The organism is Novosphingobium sp. (assembly GCF_030699305.1).
In the GTDB taxonomy this organism is placed as follows: Bacteria; Pseudomonadota; Alphaproteobacteria; order Sphingomonadales; family Sphingomonadaceae; genus Novosphingobium.
Genome location: NZ_JAUYNB010000013.1, coordinates 22,457 through 40,432, shown reverse-complemented (window position 1 = coordinate 40,432; position 17,976 = coordinate 22,457). Strand labels below are relative to the sequence as shown.

The 17,976-nt window shown below is 65.9% G+C and carries 21 protein-coding genes and 1 tRNA gene; 10 read left to right on the top strand and 12 right to left on the bottom strand.

All coding sequences use genetic code 11. From position 1 onward, the window contains the following. Positions 1–29 precede the first annotated feature (29 nt). The 5 genes from pyrF to radC form a co-directional block, all read right to left on the bottom strand. Positions 30–707 carry an orotidine-5'-phosphate decarboxylase gene (gene pyrF, locus Q8Q53_RS06345; protein ID WP_305700921.1) on the bottom strand — a complete coding sequence of 226 codons (678 nt, stop codon included), beginning with the start codon at positions 705–707 and terminating at the stop codon, positions 30–32. Next, a complete protein-coding gene (locus Q8Q53_RS06340; RefSeq protein WP_305700920.1) occupies positions 704–1,054 on the bottom strand; it encodes a LapA family protein in 351 nt (116 codons plus the stop codon). Before Q8Q53_RS06340 ends, pyrF begins: the two co-directional genes overlap by 4 nt. 77 nt (positions 1,055–1,131) lie before the next feature. Further along, complete coding sequence (gene purB / locus Q8Q53_RS06335; protein ID WP_305700919.1) at positions 1,132–2,445, bottom strand: adenylosuccinate lyase; 1,314 nt, start codon at positions 2,443–2,445, stop codon at positions 1,132–1,134. A 105-nt stretch (positions 2,446–2,550) separates the two neighbouring features. After that, complete coding sequence (locus Q8Q53_RS06330) at positions 2,551–3,267, bottom strand: NRDE family protein (RefSeq protein ID WP_305700918.1); 717 nt, start codon at positions 3,265–3,267, stop codon at positions 2,551–2,553. Position 3,268: 1 nt separating this feature from the next. Further along, on the bottom strand, positions 3,269–3,973 hold the full coding sequence (gene radC, locus Q8Q53_RS06325) for a DNA repair protein RadC (RefSeq protein ID WP_305701149.1): 705 nt from the start codon (positions 3,971–3,973) through the stop codon (positions 3,269–3,271). 67 nt (positions 3,974–4,040) lie between these two features. Between radC and Q8Q53_RS06320 the strand changes: the two genes are divergently transcribed. From Q8Q53_RS06320 to Q8Q53_RS06285, 8 genes are all read left to right on the top strand, one after another. Further along, positions 4,041–7,307: a YdbH domain-containing protein gene (locus Q8Q53_RS06320; protein WP_305700917.1), complete on the top strand. Its 3,267-nt coding sequence runs from the start codon at positions 4,041–4,043 to the stop codon at positions 7,305–7,307. Further along, the gene (locus Q8Q53_RS06315; protein ID WP_305700916.1) at positions 7,304–7,576 is read left to right on the top strand and encodes a YnbE family lipoprotein; all 273 of its coding nucleotides are present in this window, start codon (positions 7,304–7,306) and stop codon (positions 7,574–7,576) included. Before Q8Q53_RS06320 ends, Q8Q53_RS06315 begins: the two co-directional genes overlap by 4 nt. An 18-nt stretch (positions 7,577–7,594) precedes the next feature. Further along, on the top strand, positions 7,595–8,008 hold the full coding sequence (locus tag Q8Q53_RS06310) for a YdbL family protein (protein WP_305700915.1): 414 nt from the start codon (positions 7,595–7,597) through the stop codon (positions 8,006–8,008). Positions 8,009–8,195: 187 nt separating this feature from the next. Continuing rightward, positions 8,196–8,516, top strand: a complete 321-nt coding sequence (locus Q8Q53_RS06305) for an AtpZ/AtpI family protein (RefSeq protein WP_305700914.1) — start codon at positions 8,196–8,198, stop codon at positions 8,514–8,516. Between the two features lie 42 nt (positions 8,517–8,558). Further along, entirely contained in the window at positions 8,559–9,347 is a 789-nt protein-coding gene (locus tag Q8Q53_RS06300) for a F0F1 ATP synthase subunit A (protein ID WP_305700913.1), read from the top strand. A gap of 45 nt (positions 9,348–9,392) precedes the next feature. Continuing rightward, entirely contained in the window at positions 9,393–9,620 is a 228-nt protein-coding gene (locus Q8Q53_RS06295) for a F0F1 ATP synthase subunit C (RefSeq protein WP_101798446.1), read from the top strand. A gap of 84 nt (positions 9,621–9,704) precedes the next feature. Then, a complete protein-coding gene (locus Q8Q53_RS06290; protein ID WP_305700912.1) occupies positions 9,705–10,196 on the top strand; it encodes an ATPase in 492 nt (163 codons plus the stop codon). Next, positions 10,189–10,713, top strand: coding sequence for a hypothetical protein (locus Q8Q53_RS06285; RefSeq protein ID WP_305700911.1), 525 nt, complete (start codon positions 10,189–10,191; stop codon positions 10,711–10,713). Before Q8Q53_RS06290 ends, Q8Q53_RS06285 begins: the two co-directional genes overlap by 8 nt. Positions 10,714–10,786: 73 nt before the next feature. On the opposite strand, the gene Q8Q53_RS06280 is transcribed toward Q8Q53_RS06285, so the two are convergent. From Q8Q53_RS06280 to aroA, 7 genes are all read right to left on the bottom strand, one after another. Further along, complete coding sequence (locus tag Q8Q53_RS06280) at positions 10,787–11,761, bottom strand: NADPH:quinone oxidoreductase family protein (protein WP_305700910.1); 975 nt, start codon at positions 11,759–11,761, stop codon at positions 10,787–10,789. A 26-nt stretch (positions 11,762–11,787) separates the two neighbouring features. Next, positions 11,788–12,558, bottom strand: coding sequence for a hydroxyacylglutathione hydrolase (gene gloB / locus Q8Q53_RS06275; protein ID WP_305700909.1), 771 nt, complete (start codon positions 12,556–12,558; stop codon positions 11,788–11,790). Between the two features lie 190 nt (positions 12,559–12,748). Beyond that, entirely contained in the window at positions 12,749–14,449 is a 1,701-nt protein-coding gene (gene rpsA, locus Q8Q53_RS06270; RefSeq protein ID WP_305700908.1) for a 30S ribosomal protein S1, read from the bottom strand. Positions 14,450–14,672: 223 nt separating this feature from the next. Continuing rightward, positions 14,673–15,032, bottom strand: a complete 360-nt coding sequence (locus tag Q8Q53_RS06265; RefSeq protein WP_305700907.1) for a hypothetical protein — start codon at positions 15,030–15,032, stop codon at positions 14,673–14,675. Then, the gene (locus Q8Q53_RS06260) at positions 15,026–15,664 is read right to left on the bottom strand and encodes a d(CMP) kinase (RefSeq protein ID WP_305700906.1); all 639 of its coding nucleotides are present in this window, start codon (positions 15,662–15,664) and stop codon (positions 15,026–15,028) included. The genes Q8Q53_RS06265 and Q8Q53_RS06260 overlap by 7 nt, the downstream gene beginning before the upstream one ends. Beyond that, the gene (locus Q8Q53_RS06255) at positions 15,661–15,927 is read right to left on the bottom strand and encodes a permease (protein WP_305700905.1); all 267 of its coding nucleotides are present in this window, start codon (positions 15,925–15,927) and stop codon (positions 15,661–15,663) included. The genes Q8Q53_RS06260 and Q8Q53_RS06255 overlap by 4 nt, the downstream gene beginning before the upstream one ends. Then, positions 15,924–17,264, bottom strand: a complete 1,341-nt coding sequence (gene aroA / locus Q8Q53_RS06250; protein WP_305700904.1) for a 3-phosphoshikimate 1-carboxyvinyltransferase — start codon at positions 17,262–17,264, stop codon at positions 15,924–15,926. Before aroA ends, Q8Q53_RS06255 begins: the two co-directional genes overlap by 4 nt. A 168-nt stretch (positions 17,265–17,432) precedes the next feature. On the opposite strand from aroA, the gene Q8Q53_RS06245 reads away from it, so the two are divergent. Both Q8Q53_RS06245 and Q8Q53_RS06240 read left to right on the top strand, forming a co-directional pair. Further along, on the top strand, positions 17,433–17,753 hold the full coding sequence (locus Q8Q53_RS06245) for an FYDLN acid domain-containing protein (protein WP_305700903.1): 321 nt from the start codon (positions 17,433–17,435) through the stop codon (positions 17,751–17,753). A 111-nt stretch (positions 17,754–17,864) separates the two neighbouring features. Further along, positions 17,865–17,940, top strand: a tRNA-Ala gene (locus tag Q8Q53_RS06240). Positions 17,941–17,976 lie beyond the last annotated feature (36 nt).

Here is a 17,976-nt window from a genome sequence, read left to right as displayed (position 1 = left end):
TGCCCTGCGAAGGCTGTCGCAGGGCTGAACTAAAGTGTGGCTTCAATTGCTCTTGCGGCGGCGACCGGGTCTTCGGCGCGGGCAATCGGGCGGCCGATCACCAGTACGCTCGCCCCGGCATCGCGCGCGGCGCGCGGGGTGACGGTGCGCTTTTGATCGCCCGCCTTGCCTTCGGCCGGACGCAGGCCGGGCACGACGAAGAACCCGTCCTTCCACTGTGCATGGACTGCGCCGACTTCCTGACCCGAACAGACAATCCCGTCGAGGCCCGAAGCATGCGCCAGATCAGCCAGTCGCAGCACCTGATCGTGGGCCGATCCGCTGACCCCGGTGGAGGCCATGTCGGTTTCGTCCAGGCTGGTCAGCAGGGTGACGGCCACGACCTTGCAATGTTCGCCTGCCGCCGCCTTGGCATCTTCCATCATCGCCCGCCCGCCGCTGGCATGGACCGTGACGATGGCCGGTTCCAGCACGTGGATCGATTGCATCGCTGCGGCGACGGTGTTGGGGATGTCGTGCAGTTTCAGGTCAAGGAAGATCGGCAGGCCGATCTTGGCAATTTCATGCACGCCGTGATGGCCGTGGGCATAGAAGAACTCCATCCCCAGCTTCAGCCCGCCGATATGGCCAGCAACTTTGCGCGCCAGCGTTTCGGCGGCTTCGAAGCGCGGCAGGTCCAAAGCAAGATAGATCGGGTTCGTGGTCATGCGGCGGGCGTGTGCGGTTCAGCGGGCGCGGCGTCAAGTGGGCTTGCCGCCGCAGCAGGGGCCGGGGCAACAACCGGCGCAGTCGCCGATACGGCCCGGACCGAGTTTTCCAGATTGGCGATCCGCCGGTTGAGCTGCCAGCGCGCACCCTTGTGCAGCAGCCACATCGGCACCACCCCGGCGATGAACGAAATCAGCACGATGAACCCGACCGGCCATTCGAAGTGCAGATACGTGCCATCATCCAGCGGCCAGAAGTTCACCGGAACCTTGGTCCAGTTGATCGCGATGAATGCCACCAGCACGATGGTGAGCAAGATCAGCAGAATCGATCGGATCGCGTTCATACAATTGCCTCCATTCCCGTAAAGCGGGTCGCTCCGGCCATGCTAGGCCGGAACGCAGGTGAAGGAAAGGGCGACGCCTATTCGCCGAAAACGCGCGCGAAAATCGTGTCGACTGCCTTGAAGTGATAATCGAGGTTGAACTTGTCTTCCAGCTGTTCGGCCGAGAGGGCAGCGGTGACTTCGGCGTCGGCTTTCAGCAGTTCGAGCAGGTTCAGCTGGCCGTCCGACTCCCACACCTTCATCGCGTTGCGCTGGACCAGGCGATAGGACGCATCGCGTTCCAGCCCGGCCTGCGTCAGCGCCAGCAGCACCCGCTGCGAGTGGACCAGGCCCCCCATCTTGTCGAGGTTCTTCTGCATCCGTTCGGGATAGACCAGCAGCTTGTCGATCACCCCGGTCAGGCGGGCCAGCGCAAAGTCCAGCGTGATGGTTGCATCGGGGCCGATGTAGCGTTCGACCGAGGAGTGCGAGATGTCGCGCTCATGCCATAACGCCACGTTTTCCATCGCCGGGGTCACCGCCGCGCGGACCACGCGGGCAAGGCCGGTCAGGTTTTCGGTCAGCACCGGGTTGCGCTTGTGCGGCATCGCCGACGAACCTTTCTGGCCCGGCGAGAAGTATTCTTCCGCTTCCAGCACTTCGGTGCGCTGCAAGTGGCGCACTTCGATGGCGAGCCGTTCGATCGAGCTGGCGATCACGCCCAGCACGGCAAAGAACATCGCGTGACGATCGCGCGGGATGACCTGCGTCGAGACCGGCTCCACCGCCAGACCCAGCTTGGCCGCGACGTATTCTTCAACCGAGGGGTCGATGTTGGCAAATGTGCCGACCGCGCCCGAAATCGCACACGTGGCGATTTCGGCGCGCGCCGCGACCAGCCGCGCCTTGCAGCGGTCAAACTCGGCATAGGCCTGCGCCAGTTTCAGCCCGAACGTGGTCGGCTCGGCATGGATGCCGTGGCTGCGGCCGATGGTGGGGGTGTACTTGTGTTCATATGCGCGGCGCTTGATCGCGGCGAGCAGCGCGTCGAGGTCTTCGAGCAGGATGTCGGCGGCGCGGGCCAGCTGCACCGCCAGCGTGGTGTCCAGCACGTCGCTGCTGGTCATGCCCTGATGCATGAAGCGCGCTTCGGGGCCGACCTGCTGCGCCACCCAGTCAAGGAACGCGATCACGTCATGCTTGGTAACCGCTTCGATCGCGTCGATCGCGGCGACGTCGATCGCCGGGTTCGTTGCCCACCAGTCCCACAGCGCCTGCGCGCCGCTGGCCGGAACCACGCCCAGTTCGCCCAGCTTCTGCGTGGCGTGCGCTTCGATCTCGAACCAGATCTTGTAGCGGGCTTCCGGTTGCCAGATGGCAACCATCGCGGGGCGGGCATAACGGGGGACCATGTTCGACTCCTTCACACTTCGCCCGCGCGCTAAGGTGATGGGGCGGGAAGGGCAAGCCCCCGGAACGTGAAAACTGTGCGCCGAAAGCGTGGATCCGCGGCGAATTCAGGCGGGCCAGTGGAAGGTGACTGCCGTCTCGCCGGTTGCCTCACCGTCTTGCCCGAACCGGCGCTCCATGATTACCCCATGCCCGTCGTGATCGACCGCCACAACGGTCGAACAGCGGGTGCCGTAGACCGGGTTGGCGATGAACACGCCGGAGAAATCCGGGGCCGGGCCAGCGGGATCGTTCTGCGGATCAGGCGTGCGGTCGGCCAGGGCGGCGAACAGGGCTTCGGGCGGCGCGTCCGCGTCCAGCCACTCCCCCAGCGGCGCTTCCAGCTTGCGGGTCTTGCCCCAGGGCTGCGTAAACGGGCCGTTCGACAGCCCGTGGATGCCGGGGGGCAGGGGGGCGTGCTGCGGGACGGGGTGATTGGTCACGAATTGCGCGCCGTCCGGGCTGGCGGTGAACAGGTTGAACGGGTTCATCCCCGCCAGATCGCCCAGCGGCTGGCCGGTCAGCCAGTCGGCCACCAGGCTGCCGCGCGACGCGAGGTGGGGCAGGGGATAGCCATCGACGCGGAAATTGGTGACGAGGGCAAACCGGCCGTTGTCCGCTACACCCAGCCAGGTCCCGCCCGCCTGTTCATCGCGCCCGGCGATCATGCCGCCTGCCCAGCGCGCCAGCGGTGCGGTGGGGCGGGCGTGGTATTCATCGCGGTTGCCCATAGCGACCAGCCGCCAGCGCGGATGCGCGGTCCAGGCAATGGCAGCGACGCACATCCTAGATAAGTCCCTTGGCCTTGAGCGAAACATGCCCCTGCCGCCCGATGATCACATGATCGTGCACAGTCATCCCCATCAGGCTGGCCGCCTCGACGATCCGGTTGGTGATCTGGATATCGGCGCGGCTGGGCTCGGGCGAGCCGGAGGGGTGGTTATGGACCAGAATCAGCGCAGCCGCGCCCACATCCAGCCCTTGTTTCACCACTTGCCGGGGATGGATCGCGGCCTGATCGACATCGCCGTCGCCGACGTGGTGATCCAGAATCAGGCGGTTGCGCGAATCGAGATAGAGCACCCGCACCCGTTCGTGGTTGAGGTGCGCCATGTCGATCGTCAGGTAATCGATCAGCGCCTGCCAGCTGGCCAGCAGCGGCTGGTCCTGCACCCCGGTGCGGGCGAGCCGGCGGGCGGCGAGCGCGACCACTTTCAGCGCGGCCGTGCTGGTCTCGCCCATGCCGGGATGCAGCGCCAGCGCCCTGGCATCGGCGTTGAACACGCCCGCCAGACTGCCGAACCGCGCGATCAGCGATTTGGCCAGCGGTTTCACGTCGCGCCGGGGGATCGCGGTCATCAGCAGATATTCCAGGACTTCATAGTCGGCCAGCGCCTCGGCCCCGCCGGTCAGCAACCGTTCACGCAGCCGGGCGCGATGACCGGCGCCATGATGTTGTTCCTGTTCCACTTCGGTTTCCGCTTCGGGCACGCTGTGGTTCCTGCCGTTGACCAATGCTGCATTGCCTTTCAACGGTCGAACGCGCAAGGCTAAGGCAATGGACGCGCCAGAGGCTGAACCTTCTGAAGACACGGCAGAAGTGCCGACGCTGACCCCGCGCCGCAAGCGCCGGTGGATCGCGGGCGGCCTGCTGGGCGCGACGGCGCTGGGCCTGACCATCGTCTGGATCGAGCGCGAGACGATTGCCGACAAGGTGATTGCAGGTCAGCTGGAACAGCTCAACCTGCCCGCCACCTACAAGATCGAATCGGTCGGTGCGACGCGGCAGGTGCTGACCAACGTCGTGGTCGGCGATCCGGCACGGCCCGACCTGACGATCGAGCGCGCGATAATCGAGATCACGCCGACGTTCGGGATTCCCGCCGTCAGCAACGTCACGCTGATCCGGCCCCGGCTGTTTGGCACCATCCGGCAGGGCAAGCTGACGCTGGGCGCGCTCGATCCGCTGCTCGATGGCGGCGCGGGCGGCCGCCCTGAGGGCCTGCCCGACATGGATCTGGTGCTGGAGGATGGCCGCGCCCGGCTGGACAGCGAGTACGGCGCGGTCGGGATCAAGGCCGAAGGGCGGGGCAATCTCAAATCCGGGTTTGCCGGAACACTGGCAGCCGCCGCGCCGAACCTGACCGCTGGCGATTGCCGCGTGGCGGGCGGTTCGCTCTATGGCGCGATTGCCACCAAAAACAGCGAACTGGGCTTCAAGGGGCCGCTGCGGATCGCCGCGTTCGATTGTCCCAGGCAGGCGCTGCGGCTGCGGACTGTGGCGGTGCAGCTGGATGCGACCGCCAATGCCGCGTTCGATGCGCTCAGCGGGCAGGCCGGTCTGACCACGGGCAGCGCACGGTTCGGTGGGCAAGGCGCGGCCGCGCTGACCGGCGTGTCGCGCTTCACGTTCAAGAGCGGCGATCTGACCACCAGCTATCAACTGACGGCGCAGGGCGTGACCGGCGCGCTGGCCGCATCGCGGCTGGCCGCCGAAGGCATGATCCGCAGCCATGACAAGCTGGCCGCGTTTGACAGCGAAGGTTCGCTGACGGGCCGCGATGTGCGCCCCGGCGGCACGCTGGACGGCCAGTTGGCGGATATGGCGCGCTCGCTCGATGCCACGCTGGGCGGGCCGCTGCTGACCCAGATCAGGCATGGGCTGGCCCGCGAAGGGCGCGGCAGCCGCCTGGCTGCCGGCTACACGCTGCGCCAGACCGGTGAGCTGACCAGTCTGGTGATCCCGCGCGGGGTGCTGCGCGGCGGCAGCGGGGCCGATGTGCTGGCCCTGTCACGGTTCCAGCTGGCGGCGGGCGGGCGCACCGGCCTGAAGTTGTCCGGCAATGTCGTGACCGGCGGGGCGGGCCTGCCCCGGCTGGATGGCCGGATCGAACGCCGCCCCGGCGGGACGATCCTGGGTCAGTTCCGGATGCCGGAATACCGCGCCGCCGATGCGCGGCTGGCGCTGCCCGAACTGGCACTGGTGATCAGTCCGAACGGGGCGGTCGGCTTTTCCGGCACGGCCATTGCCAGCGGCAAGTTGCCGGGCGGGTTTGCGCAGCGGCTGGTGGTGCCGCTGGACGGCAACTGGTCGGCGCGCGGCGGGCTGGCGGCGGGGCGCAAGTGCCTGCCGCTGACGTTTGACAGCCTGACGCTGGCGAACCTGACCATCGACAGCCGCAAGCTGACCCTGTGCCCGCCGCGCGGCGGCGCGATCCTGCGCAGCGATGCGCGCGGAGTGCGGTTCGCGGCCGGAGCGCCCTCGCTCAACGTTTCGGGGCGGCTGGGCGGCACCCCGATCCGGATCGCCAGCGGCCCGGTGGGCTTCGCCATTCCCGGCGCGCTGGCCGCGGCGAAGCTGGATATCCTGCTCGGCCCGGCCGAAAGCGCCAACCGCTTCCAGATCACCAACCTGACCGCGCGGATCGGCGATGATATTGCGGGCCGGTTCTCTGGCAGCGATGTCCGGCTCGGCGCGGTCCCGCTCGACATTCTGGGGGCCGAGGGGGACTGGCGTTATGCAAACGGCGTGCTCAGCATCTCCGCCGCCGCGTTCCAGCTGGAAGACCGCGAACTGGATGACCGGTTCCGCCCGCTGATCGCCCGCGACGCGACGTTGACGCTGCGCGATAACCAGATCGCCGCCAATGCCACGCTGCGCGAACCCGCCAGCGACCGCGAACTGATGCACGCCGCAATCGCCCACGATCTGGCATCCGCGCGCGGCCATGCCGATCTGACGGTCCCCGGCATCCTGTTCGACAAGGCGGTCCAGCCCGACACGCTCACCCATCTGGCGCTCGGCGTGATCGCCAATGCGCGCGGCACGGTCAGCGGCACGGGGCGGATCGACTGGACGCCCGACGCGGTCACCAGCACTGGCAAGTTCGGCACGGAAAAGCTTGATTTCGCAGCGGCGTTCGGTCCGACCAGCGGCGTTTCCGGCACGGTTGAGTTCACCGACCTGCTGGGCCTCGTCACCGCGCCCGACCAGCGCCTGAAAATCGCCGCGATCAATCCGGGGATCGAGGTTTACGACGGCGAGATGTCGTTTGCGCTGCTGCCGGATCACATCCTCGCGATCAACGGGGCGAAGTGGCCGTTCATCGACGGAACGCTGGAACTGCTGCCAACCCGGATGGCGCTGGGCGTGCCGGAAACCCGGCGCTATACCCTGAAGGTTACCGGCATCAACGCGGCCAGGTTCGTCGAACGGCTGGAACTGGGCAACATCGCAGCCACCGGCACGTTCGACGGCGAATTGCCGCTGGTGTTCGATGAACAGGGCGGCTGGATTCGCGGCGGAATGCTGATCTCGCGCGCGCCGGGCGGGAATATTTCCTATGTCGGTGAACTGACTTACAAAGACCTTTCGCCGATGGGCAATTTCGCGTTCCAGACGCTGCGCTCACTCGATTTCACCCGGATGGAGATCGGCCTGGAAGGCGCGCTGGACGGCGAGATCATGACCCGGATGAAAATCGACGGTGTGCGGCAGGGGGAAGGGGCCAAGCGCAACTTCATCACCCGCAGCATCGGCAAGCTGCCAATCCAGTTCAACGTCAACATCCGCGCGCCGTTCCTGCGGCTCGTGACGTCGTTCAAGTCGATGTACGACGATGACTATGTGATCGACCCGCGCGTGCTGGGGCTGCCGGGGGCGGGGGGCGGACCGATTCCAGCGCCCGCGCCGACACCCGCGCCGATACCGGCCCCGGCACCCGCACCGGCACCGACTTCGGCACCGACACCGCTGCCAACCCCACCAGCCGCCATTCCGGCGCAACCCGCCATTCACCCCCCAGTCAGCAGGAACAAGCCATGAAGCGCCATGCATTGACCAACCGCGCCCGGATTGCGAATACCGGCACTATGCAGGGAACGCGCTTCGGGAAACGGTGGTCGGCCTGGTCTGGTGTGAGCCGACTGGGAGTGGTGATGGGCAGCGCGCTGGCGCTCGGCGGGTGCATTTCCGTAAATGCGCCGGACAAGCCGATCGTGATCGAACTGAACATCAACATCAAACAGGAAGTCGTTTATCGGCTCGCGGCGGATGCCGGGAACACGATCAAGGAAAATCCTGATATCTTTTAACGGGTTGGAGAATACATCATGTTTGGCCTTACCGACCAATTGCAGCGCAGGCCCGCCACATTGCTGGCCGGAAGCCTGGCGCTTGCCGTCATGGCCCTGTCGGCCTCCGCTTCGGCGCAGCAGCGCGATCCGGCCTACGCCGCCGCGCGTGCCGCCGGCAAGGTGGGCGAAAAGACCGACGGCTTCCTGGGCTATCCCACGCCGCCGTCTGCCGAAGTGCGCAAGATTGGCGAGGACATCAACATCAAGCGCCGCGAAGTCTATGCGCAAAAGGCCGCCGCCCAGAAGGCGACGATCGACGACTATGGCTTCACCTCCGGCTGCCAGCTGATCCTGGCAACCGCGCCGGGGGAAAAGTATCAGGCCCCCGATGGCAGCTGGCAGACCCGCACCAGCGAACCGCCGCTGCGCAACAACAAGTGCCCAGCCTGAATAACCAGCCTGGCTGACGGGCTTTTTACCCCCCGATTTTCGGTGACAACCCGGCCTCTCCAAGCAACCCGCTTGGGGAGGCCTTTTCCTAGCGGTTGACTCGGCACTGGCCTCTGCCTAAGGGGCCGATGCCCTCGGTGGGCAGCCGTTGTCCGTGCCGTGGAAACCTTGCGAAAGGGACCGTGGCATGAATGACGATCAACCCGCCCGAGACCCTGTTGGCGAAGATGCGCGGATCGAAGCGCTCGAAGCGCGGCTCAAGGCCGCACAAGAGCGCGAAGAACAGCGCAACAAGCCGTCTGGCGGCGCGGAAGCGGATGCGAATTATCGCATGGGCAACCGGGTCCTGGCGGAATTGCTGGGGGGAATTGGTGGTGGTGCGTTTCTGGGCTGGGTCATTGACCATTTTGCCGGAACCACGCCCTGGGGTCTGTTGGTGGTGATGTCCCTCGGGATATTCGTCGCTTTCAGGAACATCATCCGGATGTCGACGCAGCGCCCGAAATAAGGGTGCTGTTGTGCATCAGACGAAGTGAAAGAGGCAGGACGCGTGGCAGCCGAACAGGCCAAAGTGGATCCGATGCACCAGTTCACGATCGAGCCGCTGTTCGGCACCGATCACTGGGCAATCGCAGGCTACAACATCGCATTCACCAATTCCGCGCTGTGGATGGCGATCACCGCCGTCGTGCTGTGGGTGTTCGTGGCTGGTGGGCTGAAGCGCCAGGTGGTGCCCGGCCGCTGGCAGATGGCGGTGGAAAGCTTCACCGGGTTCATCGACAACCTGCTCGCCGCCAATGTTGGCCCGGCCGGCAAGAAGTATGTGCCCTACATCTTCTCGATCTTCATGTTCATCCTGTTTGCCAACCTGCTGGGGCTGCTGCCACTGGCGCTGGTCGGGCTGCATCCGTTCACTTTTACCAGCCATTTCTCGGTCACCGGCGTGCTGGCGATCCTGTCGTTCGCGATCGTGCTGGTCGTCGGGTTCTGGCGTCACGGGTTCCACTTCTTCTCGCTGTTCGTGCCGCACGGCACGCCGCTGTGGCTGATGTGGCTGATCCCGGTAATCGAACTGGTTTCCTTCCTGGTCCGCCCGTTCAGCCTCGCGCTGCGACTGTTCGTGGCGATGATGGCCGGCCACGTGCTGCTGGAAGTGTTGTCCAGCTTCGTGATCGACAGCACCAACGCCGGGCCCGGCTGGGCTGCGATGATCGGCATCCCCAGCTTCGTGCTGATGATTGCGATCTGCGCGCTGGAACTGCTGGTCGCGGGCATTCAGGCCTATGTCTTCGCGCTGTTGACTTCGCTGTATCTCAACGACGCTGAAAACCTTCACTAAGTTTGTTATTCAACCACACGAATTTTCGAGAAAAGGAGTTTTGACATGGAACCTGCAAGCGCAAAGCTGATCGGCGCTGGTCTGGCTGCAATCGGTGCCGGCATGGCCGCCATCGGCGTGGGCAACGTCTTCGGTTCGTTCCTGGAAGGCGCACTGCGCAACCCGGGCGCTGCCGACGGCCAGCAGGGCCGCCTGTTCATCGGCTTCGCGGCCGCCGAACTTCTGGGCCTGCTGTCGTTCGTCGTCGCGATGATCCTGATCTTCGTCGCCTGACGCACGCACCCCAATACTGACCGACCGGCCGGTTCCTGACCCCCATCCGGGGGCAGGGCCTGCCGGGCAGATGCGGACGCCCCGATGCCTCAAATCTCGCAGCTTGCCGAGACGTACTCCAGCCAGATCTTCTGGCTGCTGATCTTCTTCGGCTTCGTCTTTTTCGCCATTGGCCGGGGCATGGTGCCCAAAGTCATGGCGACTGTGGAAGCGCGCGACCAGCAGATCGCCGCTGACCTTGCCGCTGCTGAAGCGGCCCGGAATGCGGCCGATGCCGAGGAAGAGGCATGGCGCGTCCAGGCCAACGCCCAGCGCGCCGAAGCCCAGTCCGTGATCGCTGCGGCGAAACTGGATGCGGCCAAGGCGAGCGAAGTCCGGCTGGCTTCGGCCAGCGCCGCGATCGACGCCCGCGTCGGTGAAGCGGAAGCCCGCATTTCTGCCGCACGCGGCGATGCGCTCAAGGAAATTGAAACCGTTGCCGCCGAAGCGGCCAGCGACATCGTCGCTCGGCTGGCGGGCGTAACGGTGGATGCCGCCGCTGCCCAGGGCGCGGTCAAGGAGGTGCTCCATGGCTGATCTCACCCTGCTGGCAAGCGCCGCGCACCCCCAGCCGGTGGCCTTCGGGTTCATCAATCCCGGCATGTGGGTGGCTTTGGCGATGACCTCGCTGATCCTCCTGATGGTCTGGAAAAAGGTTCCGGGCCTGATCACGTCGGGTCTGGATTCGAGCATTGCCGAGATCCGCAAGCAGCTGGATGAAGCCAAGGCGCTGCGCGCCGAAGCCGAAGCACTGCGCAAGGAATATGCCGACAAGATCGCTGGCGCCGAACAGGATGCCGCCGAGATGCTGGCCCACGCCAAAAACGAAGCCGACGCGATCATCGCGAAGGCAGAGACTGACACCACTGCACTGATCGCCCGCCGTGAAAAGATGGCGGAAGACAAGATCGGTGCCGCACAGCGCGGCGCGGTTTCAGAACTGCGCGCCAAGGCAGCCGAAGCGGCCACCGCCGCTGCACGTGGCCTGATCGCCGCCAACCACAACGCCAAGGCCGACAAGGTTCTGGTGGATGAGGCGATCGGCGGCCTCTGACGGGATAGAGAGCTGGAGAGGGAAAAGGGCGGTCTTCGGGCCGCCCTTTTTCGTCGTGGTGCTGGGGTTCCGCTCAGGGCTCCAGCACGATCTTGCCGATGATTTCGCGCCCGGCCATCGCCGCGAACGCCTCGCGCCAGCGGCTGAGCGGCAGGGTCCGGTCGATGTGGGGGACCAGTTGGCCCGCTGCGGCCAGATCGAGCACGGCGGCGCGGATCGCGGTGCCGCGCGCGGGAAAGCGCCGGGCATATTCGCCTGCGCGCACCCCTACGACCGAGAAGCCCTTGATCAGGGGGATATTGGTCGAAATATCGGCGATTCTCCCCCCGGCAAAGCCGATCACCAGCAGCTTTCCGCCGAACGCGACGCAGCGGGTGCTTTCATCGAACACATCGCCGCCGACCGGATCAAACACGAGGTCGCACAAGGCCCCGCCGGTCAGTTCGATCACCGCGTCGCGGAACCGGCCCGTGGCCGAAATCACGGCATCAGCCGCGCAGGCCGCGCGCAGGCGTTCCACCTTGTCCGGCGATCCGGTGGTGGCGATCACGCGCGCGCCCAGCCGCTTGGCCAGTTCCACCGCCGCCAGTCCGACCCCGCCGGACGCGCCGTGGATCAGCACCCACTGACCGGCCTTCAGCCCGCCGATCTCGACCAGCGCGGTGTAAGCGGTGACATAGGCCGCGCCGAGCGAGGCAGCGGCGGGATAGCTCAGCCCATCAGGAATGCGCTGGACCGAACCGGGTTCGACCACCGCATATTCCGCCATCGCCCCGGTCTTGTGACCACCGAATACGCGGGTGCCGGGCGGGAAGGGGCTGCCCGAATCGGCCTCCACCACATCGCCCGCCAGCTCCAGTCCCGGCACGAACGGCAGCGGCGGTTTGAATTGGTATTCGCCCCGCGTCATCAGCAGGTCCGGGAAGTTGAGCGAACTCGCGCGGACCTTGACCAGCAGCTGGCCGGGCTGGCGGACCGGGTCCGGCAAATCGGCCAGACGCGTGCCCGACAGGTCGGGTGAGAGCGCTTCGACGAGCAGGGCTTTCATTGGGCGGCAAACTCGAACGGGGTGGGTTAAAAGGTATCCTTGGCGGTGCGCAGGGCGGCAAAGGTGGCTATGGCATCTCCGACTTTACCGCCGTGAGTGGCCCACCGCGCTTGCAGGTCCGGATCGTCGGCGCGCAGGAACGGATTGGTCAGCAGCTCGCGCGTCAGCACTGTTGGCACGGTGGGCCGCCCTTCGGCCCGCGCCTTGGTGATCTGCGCGGCGTAGTCCTGCAACTGCGCGTTGTCGGGATCGGCGTGCAGGGCAAAGCGCGCGTTCGAGGCGGTGTATTCGTGCGCGCAATAGAGCAGCGTTTCGCCCGGCAGGGCCTTGATCCGCGTCAGGCTGGCCCAGAACTGGTCCGGCTGACCTTCGAACATCCGCCCGCAGCCCAGCGCGAACACCGCGTCCCCGACGAACGCCGCGCCCGCTTGCGCCAGATGATAGGCGACATGGCCGTTGGTGTGGCCGGACACGTCGATCACCTGCGCCGTGAAGTCGCCCAGCGTCACCGTGTCGCCATGTGCGACCACGCGGTCGGGCGCTGCGATTCGCTCTACCTCTGCCGGGGCGGAGACGATGCAGCCGGTCGCGGCCTTGATCGCGGCGTTGCCCCCGGCGTGATCGGGGTGCCAGTGGGTGTTCCAGATCTGGGTGATCTGCCAGCCGCGTTCCTGCGCGGCATGCAAACAGGCGTCGGCATCGGGCGTGTCGATGCAGGCGGTTTCGCCGCTGGCGGGATCGTGGATCAGGTAGCCGTAGTTGTCGGACAGGCAGGCGAACTGGTGGATTTCAAGCATGCGGTATTCTCCCGCACCCACCATAGCGCGGCGTTAGCAAAGCAAAAGGCGTCAAAGCAAAAGCCCGCCCGGATCGCTCCGGACGGGCTTTTGTGTGTTGTCTGATCCCCCGCGCAGGCGGGGGTCTCAGCCAGTCAGACGCTTTCCCGCACGATATCCCCGCCTGCGCGGGGACTTCGGCGGGTAAGGCTTACTGCTTGGCCTTCAGCGCGGCGCCGAGGATGTCGCCCAGCGAAGCGCCGGCATCCGACGAACCGTACTGTTCCACAGCTTCCTTCTCTTCATGGAGCTGACGCGCCTTGATCGAGAAGTTCGGCTTCTTGGAACGGTCGAACCCGGTAACCATCGCGTCGATCTTCTGACCAACCTGGAAGCGATCCGGACGCTGTTCGTCGCGGTCGCGGCCAAGGTCCGAACGCTTGATGAAGCCGGTCGCGCCGTCGTCGCCAGCCTGGACTTCCAGGCCGCCGTCGCGGACTTCCAGAACGGTCACGGTGATGACTTCGTTCTTGCGCAGCGAACCCGTCGTGGCAACGCCGCCAGCCGCCGGAGCGCCCTTTTCAAGCTGCTTCATGCCGAGGCTGATGCGTTCCTTGTCGACATCGACGTCGAGGACGATGGCCGAAACCTGCTCACCCTTGCGGTGCAGCGCCAGCGCGTCTTCACCCGAGATGCCCCAGGCGATGTCGGACATGTGAACCATGCCGTCCACGTCGCCATCCAGGCCGATGAACAGACCGAATTCGGTCGCGTTCTTGACTTCGCCTTCGACGGTCGAGCCAACCGGGTGCTTTTCGGCGAAAGCTTCCCACGGGTTCTGCTGGGCCTGCTTGAGGCCGAGGCTGATGCGGCGCTTGTCCGAATCGACTTCCAGCACCAGCACGTCGACTTCCTGCGAGGTCGAGACGATCTTGCCGGGGTGGACGTTCTTCTTGGTCCAGGACATTTCCGAAACGTGGACCAGGCCTTCGATGCCGGCTTCCAGTTCCACGAACGCACCGTATTCGGTGATGTTGGTGACGGTGCCGTGCAGCTTGGCGCCAACCGGGTACTTGGCGGCGACGCCTTCCCACGGATCCGATTCCAGCTGCTTCATGCCCAGGCTGATGCGCTGGGTGTCCTGGTTGATGCGGATGATCTGGACCTTCACGGTGTCACCGATGTTGATGACTTCGTTCGGGTGGTTGACGCGCTTGTAGCTCATGTCGGTGACGTGCAGCAGGCCGTCGATGCCGCCCAGGTCAACGAACGCACCGTAATCGGTGATGTTCTTCACAACGCCGTCGATGATCTGGCCTTCGGCGAGGTTCTGGATCAGGCCCGAACGCTGTTCAGCGCGGGTTTCTTCCAGCACGGCGCGGCGCGAAACGACGATGTTGCCGCGGCGGCGGTCCATCTTCAGGATCTGGAACGGCTGCGGCACGTCCATCAGCGGAGCGACATCGCGCACGGGGCGGATATCGACCTGCGAACCGGGCAGGAACGCCACGGCGCCGTCGAGGTCGACCGTGAAGCCGCCCTTCACGCGGCCGAAGATCACGCCTTCAACGCGCTTGCCTTCGCCAAATTCGTTTTCAAGCTTGTCCCAGGCGGCTTCGCGGCGGGCGCGGTCGCGGCTGAGCATTGCTTCACCGTCGGCGTTTTCAACGCGGTCGACGTAAACTTCGACTTCATCGCCGACCTTCAGCCCGTGGGGCTGGCCAGCCATGGCGAATTCCTTGAGCGCAACGCGCCCTTCGCTCTTGAGGCCAACGTCGATGACGGCCTTGTCGTTTTCGATCGCGGTGATGGTGCCCTTGACGACGCGGCCTTCAAAGCCACCATCGGCGGCAGTGCCAAGCGTTTCGTCAAGCAGCGCGGCGAAATCGTCGCGCGTGGGGTTGCTAGCCATTGCTAAGTTCCTTCAACGTTTTTTCCGGCCAGGCGGTTGAATCCGCCGGTCTTTTCTCCGCCGCAGCACCATTGCCAGGGCGGGCCAAAAAGTAGCCGAACTGCCTGCCGGGCCGAATGCCATGGCAGGCGCCCGCGCAGCCGTGTGGCCTGCAGACCGGCGGCGCTTAGGCGCGGGAGGGCGGAAAAGCAAGGAAAATGGGCGCGTTCGGGCGCTGGGCGGATCAGATCGCCGGGCGGTAATCCGGGCGTTGCAGCGTGACCATGTAGTCAGCCAGATCGCGGTTCCGGCGCGGGGGGACCTTGAAGTTCATCGCATCGGGGAAATTGTGCGAATCGCGCAGGAACGTGCGCAGCGTTTCGCGGGTCAGGCCGGGGGTGTTGGCGATATCCTCGAACGCCGGGGATTCCGGGTTGGGAGAGGGGGTGTTGACCGTGACGGCGTGGCAGGCGGCGCAGCGCTGCTCGGCAAAGGCGAGGCCGCGCTGCGCGGATTTCGACAGCTTGGGCTGGGCCGGACCGGCGGCGTTCACCGCGCATGCGGCCGAGAGCAGCAGGGTGGACGCGGCGAGCAGTTTCAGCATGATCCGGCAGCTTTCGTTACGATGGCCCTGACATGGGCAATGGCAGCGGCAATGGCTTCATCGCGGCCCATGTCCGATGTGTCGAGCAAAACCGCGTCACGGGCGGCGACCAGCGGCGCTTCGGCGCGCGAGCGGTCCCGCGCATCGCGGGCCTCCAGATCGGCGGCGATGTCGGCCAGCGCAACATCCCGGCCCTGGAGCTGCATTTCCCTGAACCGGCGCTCCGCCCGGGCCGGTACGCTGGCGACGACAAACAGCTTTGCCTCCGCCTCCGGCGCGATCACGGTGCCGATATCGCGCCCGTCCAGCACCGCCCCGCCGGGCTGGAGCGCGAAGGCGCGCTGGCGTTCATACAGCGCCTGGCGCACCCCCGGATGGACCGAGACGCGGCTGGCGAGGCCGCCGGTCGTTTCGCTGCGCAGTTCCGGATCATCCAGCAGGCTCTCGGCGAACGCGCAGGCAGCCAGCGCAGCGGCGGGGTCATCCGGGTTGCCGCCATTCAGCCCAACCTGCCGCCCGACCGCGCGATAGAGCAGGCCCGTATCGAGGTGCGGCAGGCCGAACTCAGCGGCGAGTGCCTTGGCGATAGTGCCTTTGCCCGATGCGGTGGGGCCATCGACCGCGATGATCATGCCGCCGCTCCGCGCCGACGCCCACGTTCAAGCCAGGCCCTGACCAGACCCCAGATTGCGATGGCCGCCCAGAAGAATTCCAGCACGAGCGAGGCGAGGTTGAAATTGACCAGCAGCGACACCGTCAGAAATGCTGCACCCAGCAGGTTCACGCTGTGCTGCACGAACGGGTTGGGCGCGCGGTGCGCGGTGGCATAGCCATAGGCGAAGATGATGCAGACCGTGCCGAGCAGGCCGATCACGTTGGCGAGCGTTTCGTTCATGCCCGCAGCCCGTCGAGCAGCGCCTCGAACTCCGGGAAACTGGTGGCGATCGGGCGGGTGTCGTCCACTTCCACGCCGTTCGTGCTGACCAGTCCCGCGACGGCCATCGCCATGGCGATGCGGTGATCGAGGTGGGTGGCAATCGCAGCGGCCGTGCCGGGCAGCGGTTCGCCGCCGGTGCCGTCGATGATCAGGCCGTCCTCGGTTTCTGTCACCCGCGCACCCGCAGCGCTCAGCGCGGCGGCCATCACCGCCAGCCGGTCCGATTCCTTGACGCGCAATTCGTCCAGCCCGGTAGTGACGGTGCGGCCTTGGGCGAGCGCAGCGGCGACGAACAGCGCGGGGAATTCGTCGATCATGCTGGGGGCAACCGCCGGGTCGACCGTGATGCCCTTCAGCGCAGAGTGGCGCACGTGCAGGTCGGCGACCGGCTCGCCGCCGACTTCGCGCGGGTCGAGTTCCTCGATCTGGCCGCCCATCTGGCGCAGCACCTCGATCAGCCCTGCGCGGGTGGGGTTCAGGCCCACATTCTCGATCACCACATCGCTGCCGGGAACGATCAGTGCCGCGACGATAAAGAACGCGGCGGAAGAAGGATCGCCCGGAACCTCGATGATTTGCGGCTTCAGTTCTGCCTCACCGACGATGCGGATCGTGCGCACGCCGTCCGCGTCGGTGTCAACGTCCAGCTGCGCGCCAAAGCCGCGCAGCATTCGTTCGGAATGATCGCGGGTGGGAACCGGCTCAATCACGGTGGTGATGCCCGGCGTGTTCAGGCCCGCGAGCAGGATCGCGCTTTTGACCTGCGCCGAGGCGACCGGCAGGCGGTATTCGATCGGCACGGCGGGCGCCGCGCCGCGCAGCATCAGGGGCAGGGTGCCGCCCGGACTGGAGGTGAAGTCCGCGCCCATCCGGCGCAGCGGCTCGATTACGCGGCCCATCGGGCGTTTCGACAGGCTGGCATCGCCGATGAAGCTGGCGGTGATCGGGTGGCTGGCGACCAGCCCCATCAGTAGCCGGGTCGAGGTGCCGGAATTGCCCATGTCGAGCGCGACCTCTGGCTGGAGCAGCGCGCCGACGCCCACGCCGTTCACGCGCCATTCGCCGTCACCAACGCGCTCCACAGTGGCGCCCATTGCTCGCATCGCGGCGGCGGTGGAGAGGACGTCTTCGCCTTCCAGCAGGCCGGTCACGCGGGTTTCGCCCACCGCCAGCGCACCCAGCATGATCGACCGGTGGCTGATCGACTTGTCGCCGGGAACCCGAATGCGCCCTTTCAGCGGGCCAACGGGAACGAAGCGGCGGGGGCGCAGCTGAGCAGGATCGGCGCTGGACAAGGGGGCGGGCTTTCGCTTTAGGGGGTCATGCAATGCGCGCGGCTTTTGACAGCGGGCGCGCGCTATGGCAAGGCGCGCGCCGCGCTGGGACAAGCGCAAGCTGTCTCCAATACGAATTGAAAGTTTCAGCCTGCGGTGGTTCGCGGCAGGCAGTATCAAGGAATTGACATGGTCAAGGCTGAATGGGGCTCCAAGCACGGCTGCCCGAAGTGCGGCACCCGCTTTTACGATCTGGGCAAGGATGACCCGATCACGTGCATCGAATGCGGCTATGCCTGGACGCAGGAAGCGGTGCTGAAATCGAAGCAGCCGATTCCCTATGAGGAAATCCAGAAGGAAAAGGCTGACGTCGTGGAAGACGTCGATCTGGCCGCTGAAGACCTGGATATCGACGAAGACGGCGATTCGCCGGACAACGACGTCGACCTGGGCGGTGACGACGATCTGGGCGTCGGCCTGGACAGCGGCGGCGACACCGACGACGTTTGATGTTTTGAAAAACCCTCTTGCCAAGCCGGGACGTCGCACCTAATGGGGCGACCTCCCGGCGGAAGCGCTGGGGGATGGCAAGTCCTTCGGGGCAAGCCGCGATGAATGAATGGGGCCTTAGCTCAGCTGGGAGAGCGCCTGCATGGCATGCAGGAGGTCAGCGGTTCGATCCCGCTAGGCTCCACCATTCACCGTAAATAATCAGTGCTTAGCGGCAAGCTGG

Coding starts and splice junctions, on each gene's coding strand:
- Q8Q53_RS06320 (WP_305700917.1), top strand. CDS start 4,041: ATGGACGCGCCAGAGGCTGAACCTTCTGAAGACACGGCAGAAGTGCCG.
- Q8Q53_RS06305 (WP_305700914.1), top strand. CDS start 8,196: ATGAATGACGATCAACCCGCCCGAGACCCTGTTGGCGAAGATGCGCGG.
- Q8Q53_RS06245 (WP_305700903.1), top strand. CDS start 17,433: ATGGTCAAGGCTGAATGGGGCTCCAAGCACGGCTGCCCGAAGTGCGGC.
- Q8Q53_RS06330 (WP_305700918.1), bottom strand. CDS start 3,267: ATGTGCGTCGCTGCCATTGCCTGGACCGCGCATCCGCGCTGGCGGCTG.
- rpsA (WP_305700908.1), bottom strand. CDS start 14,449: ATGGCTAGCAACCCCACGCGCGACGATTTCGCCGCGCTGCTTGACGAA.
- Q8Q53_RS06315 (WP_305700916.1), top strand. CDS start 7,304: ATGAAGCGCCATGCATTGACCAACCGCGCCCGGATTGCGAATACCGGC.
- Q8Q53_RS06285 (WP_305700911.1), top strand. CDS start 10,189: ATGGCTGATCTCACCCTGCTGGCAAGCGCCGCGCACCCCCAGCCGGTG.
- pyrF (WP_305700921.1), bottom strand. CDS start 707: ATGACCACGAACCCGATCTATCTTGCTTTGGACCTGCCGCGCTTCGAA.
- Q8Q53_RS06265 (WP_305700907.1), bottom strand. CDS start 15,032: ATGCTGAAACTGCTCGCCGCGTCCACCCTGCTGCTCTCGGCCGCATGC.
- Q8Q53_RS06295 (WP_101798446.1), top strand. CDS start 9,393: ATGGAACCTGCAAGCGCAAAGCTGATCGGCGCTGGTCTGGCTGCAATC.
- purB (WP_305700919.1), bottom strand. CDS start 2,445: ATGGTCCCCCGTTATGCCCGCCCCGCGATGGTTGCCATCTGGCAACCG.
- Q8Q53_RS06310 (WP_305700915.1), top strand. CDS start 7,595: ATGTTTGGCCTTACCGACCAATTGCAGCGCAGGCCCGCCACATTGCTG.
- Q8Q53_RS06290 (WP_305700912.1), top strand. CDS start 9,705: ATGCCTCAAATCTCGCAGCTTGCCGAGACGTACTCCAGCCAGATCTTC.
- gloB (WP_305700909.1), bottom strand. CDS start 12,558: ATGCTTGAAATCCACCAGTTCGCCTGCCTGTCCGACAACTACGGCTAC.
- Q8Q53_RS06340 (WP_305700920.1), bottom strand. CDS start 1,054: ATGAACGCGATCCGATCGATTCTGCTGATCTTGCTCACCATCGTGCTG.
- Q8Q53_RS06260 (WP_305700906.1), bottom strand. CDS start 15,664: ATGATCATCGCGGTCGATGGCCCCACCGCATCGGGCAAAGGCACTATC.
- Q8Q53_RS06280 (WP_305700910.1), bottom strand. CDS start 11,761: ATGAAAGCCCTGCTCGTCGAAGCGCTCTCACCCGACCTGTCGGGCACG.
- Q8Q53_RS06255 (WP_305700905.1), bottom strand. CDS start 15,927: ATGAACGAAACGCTCGCCAACGTGATCGGCCTGCTCGGCACGGTCTGC.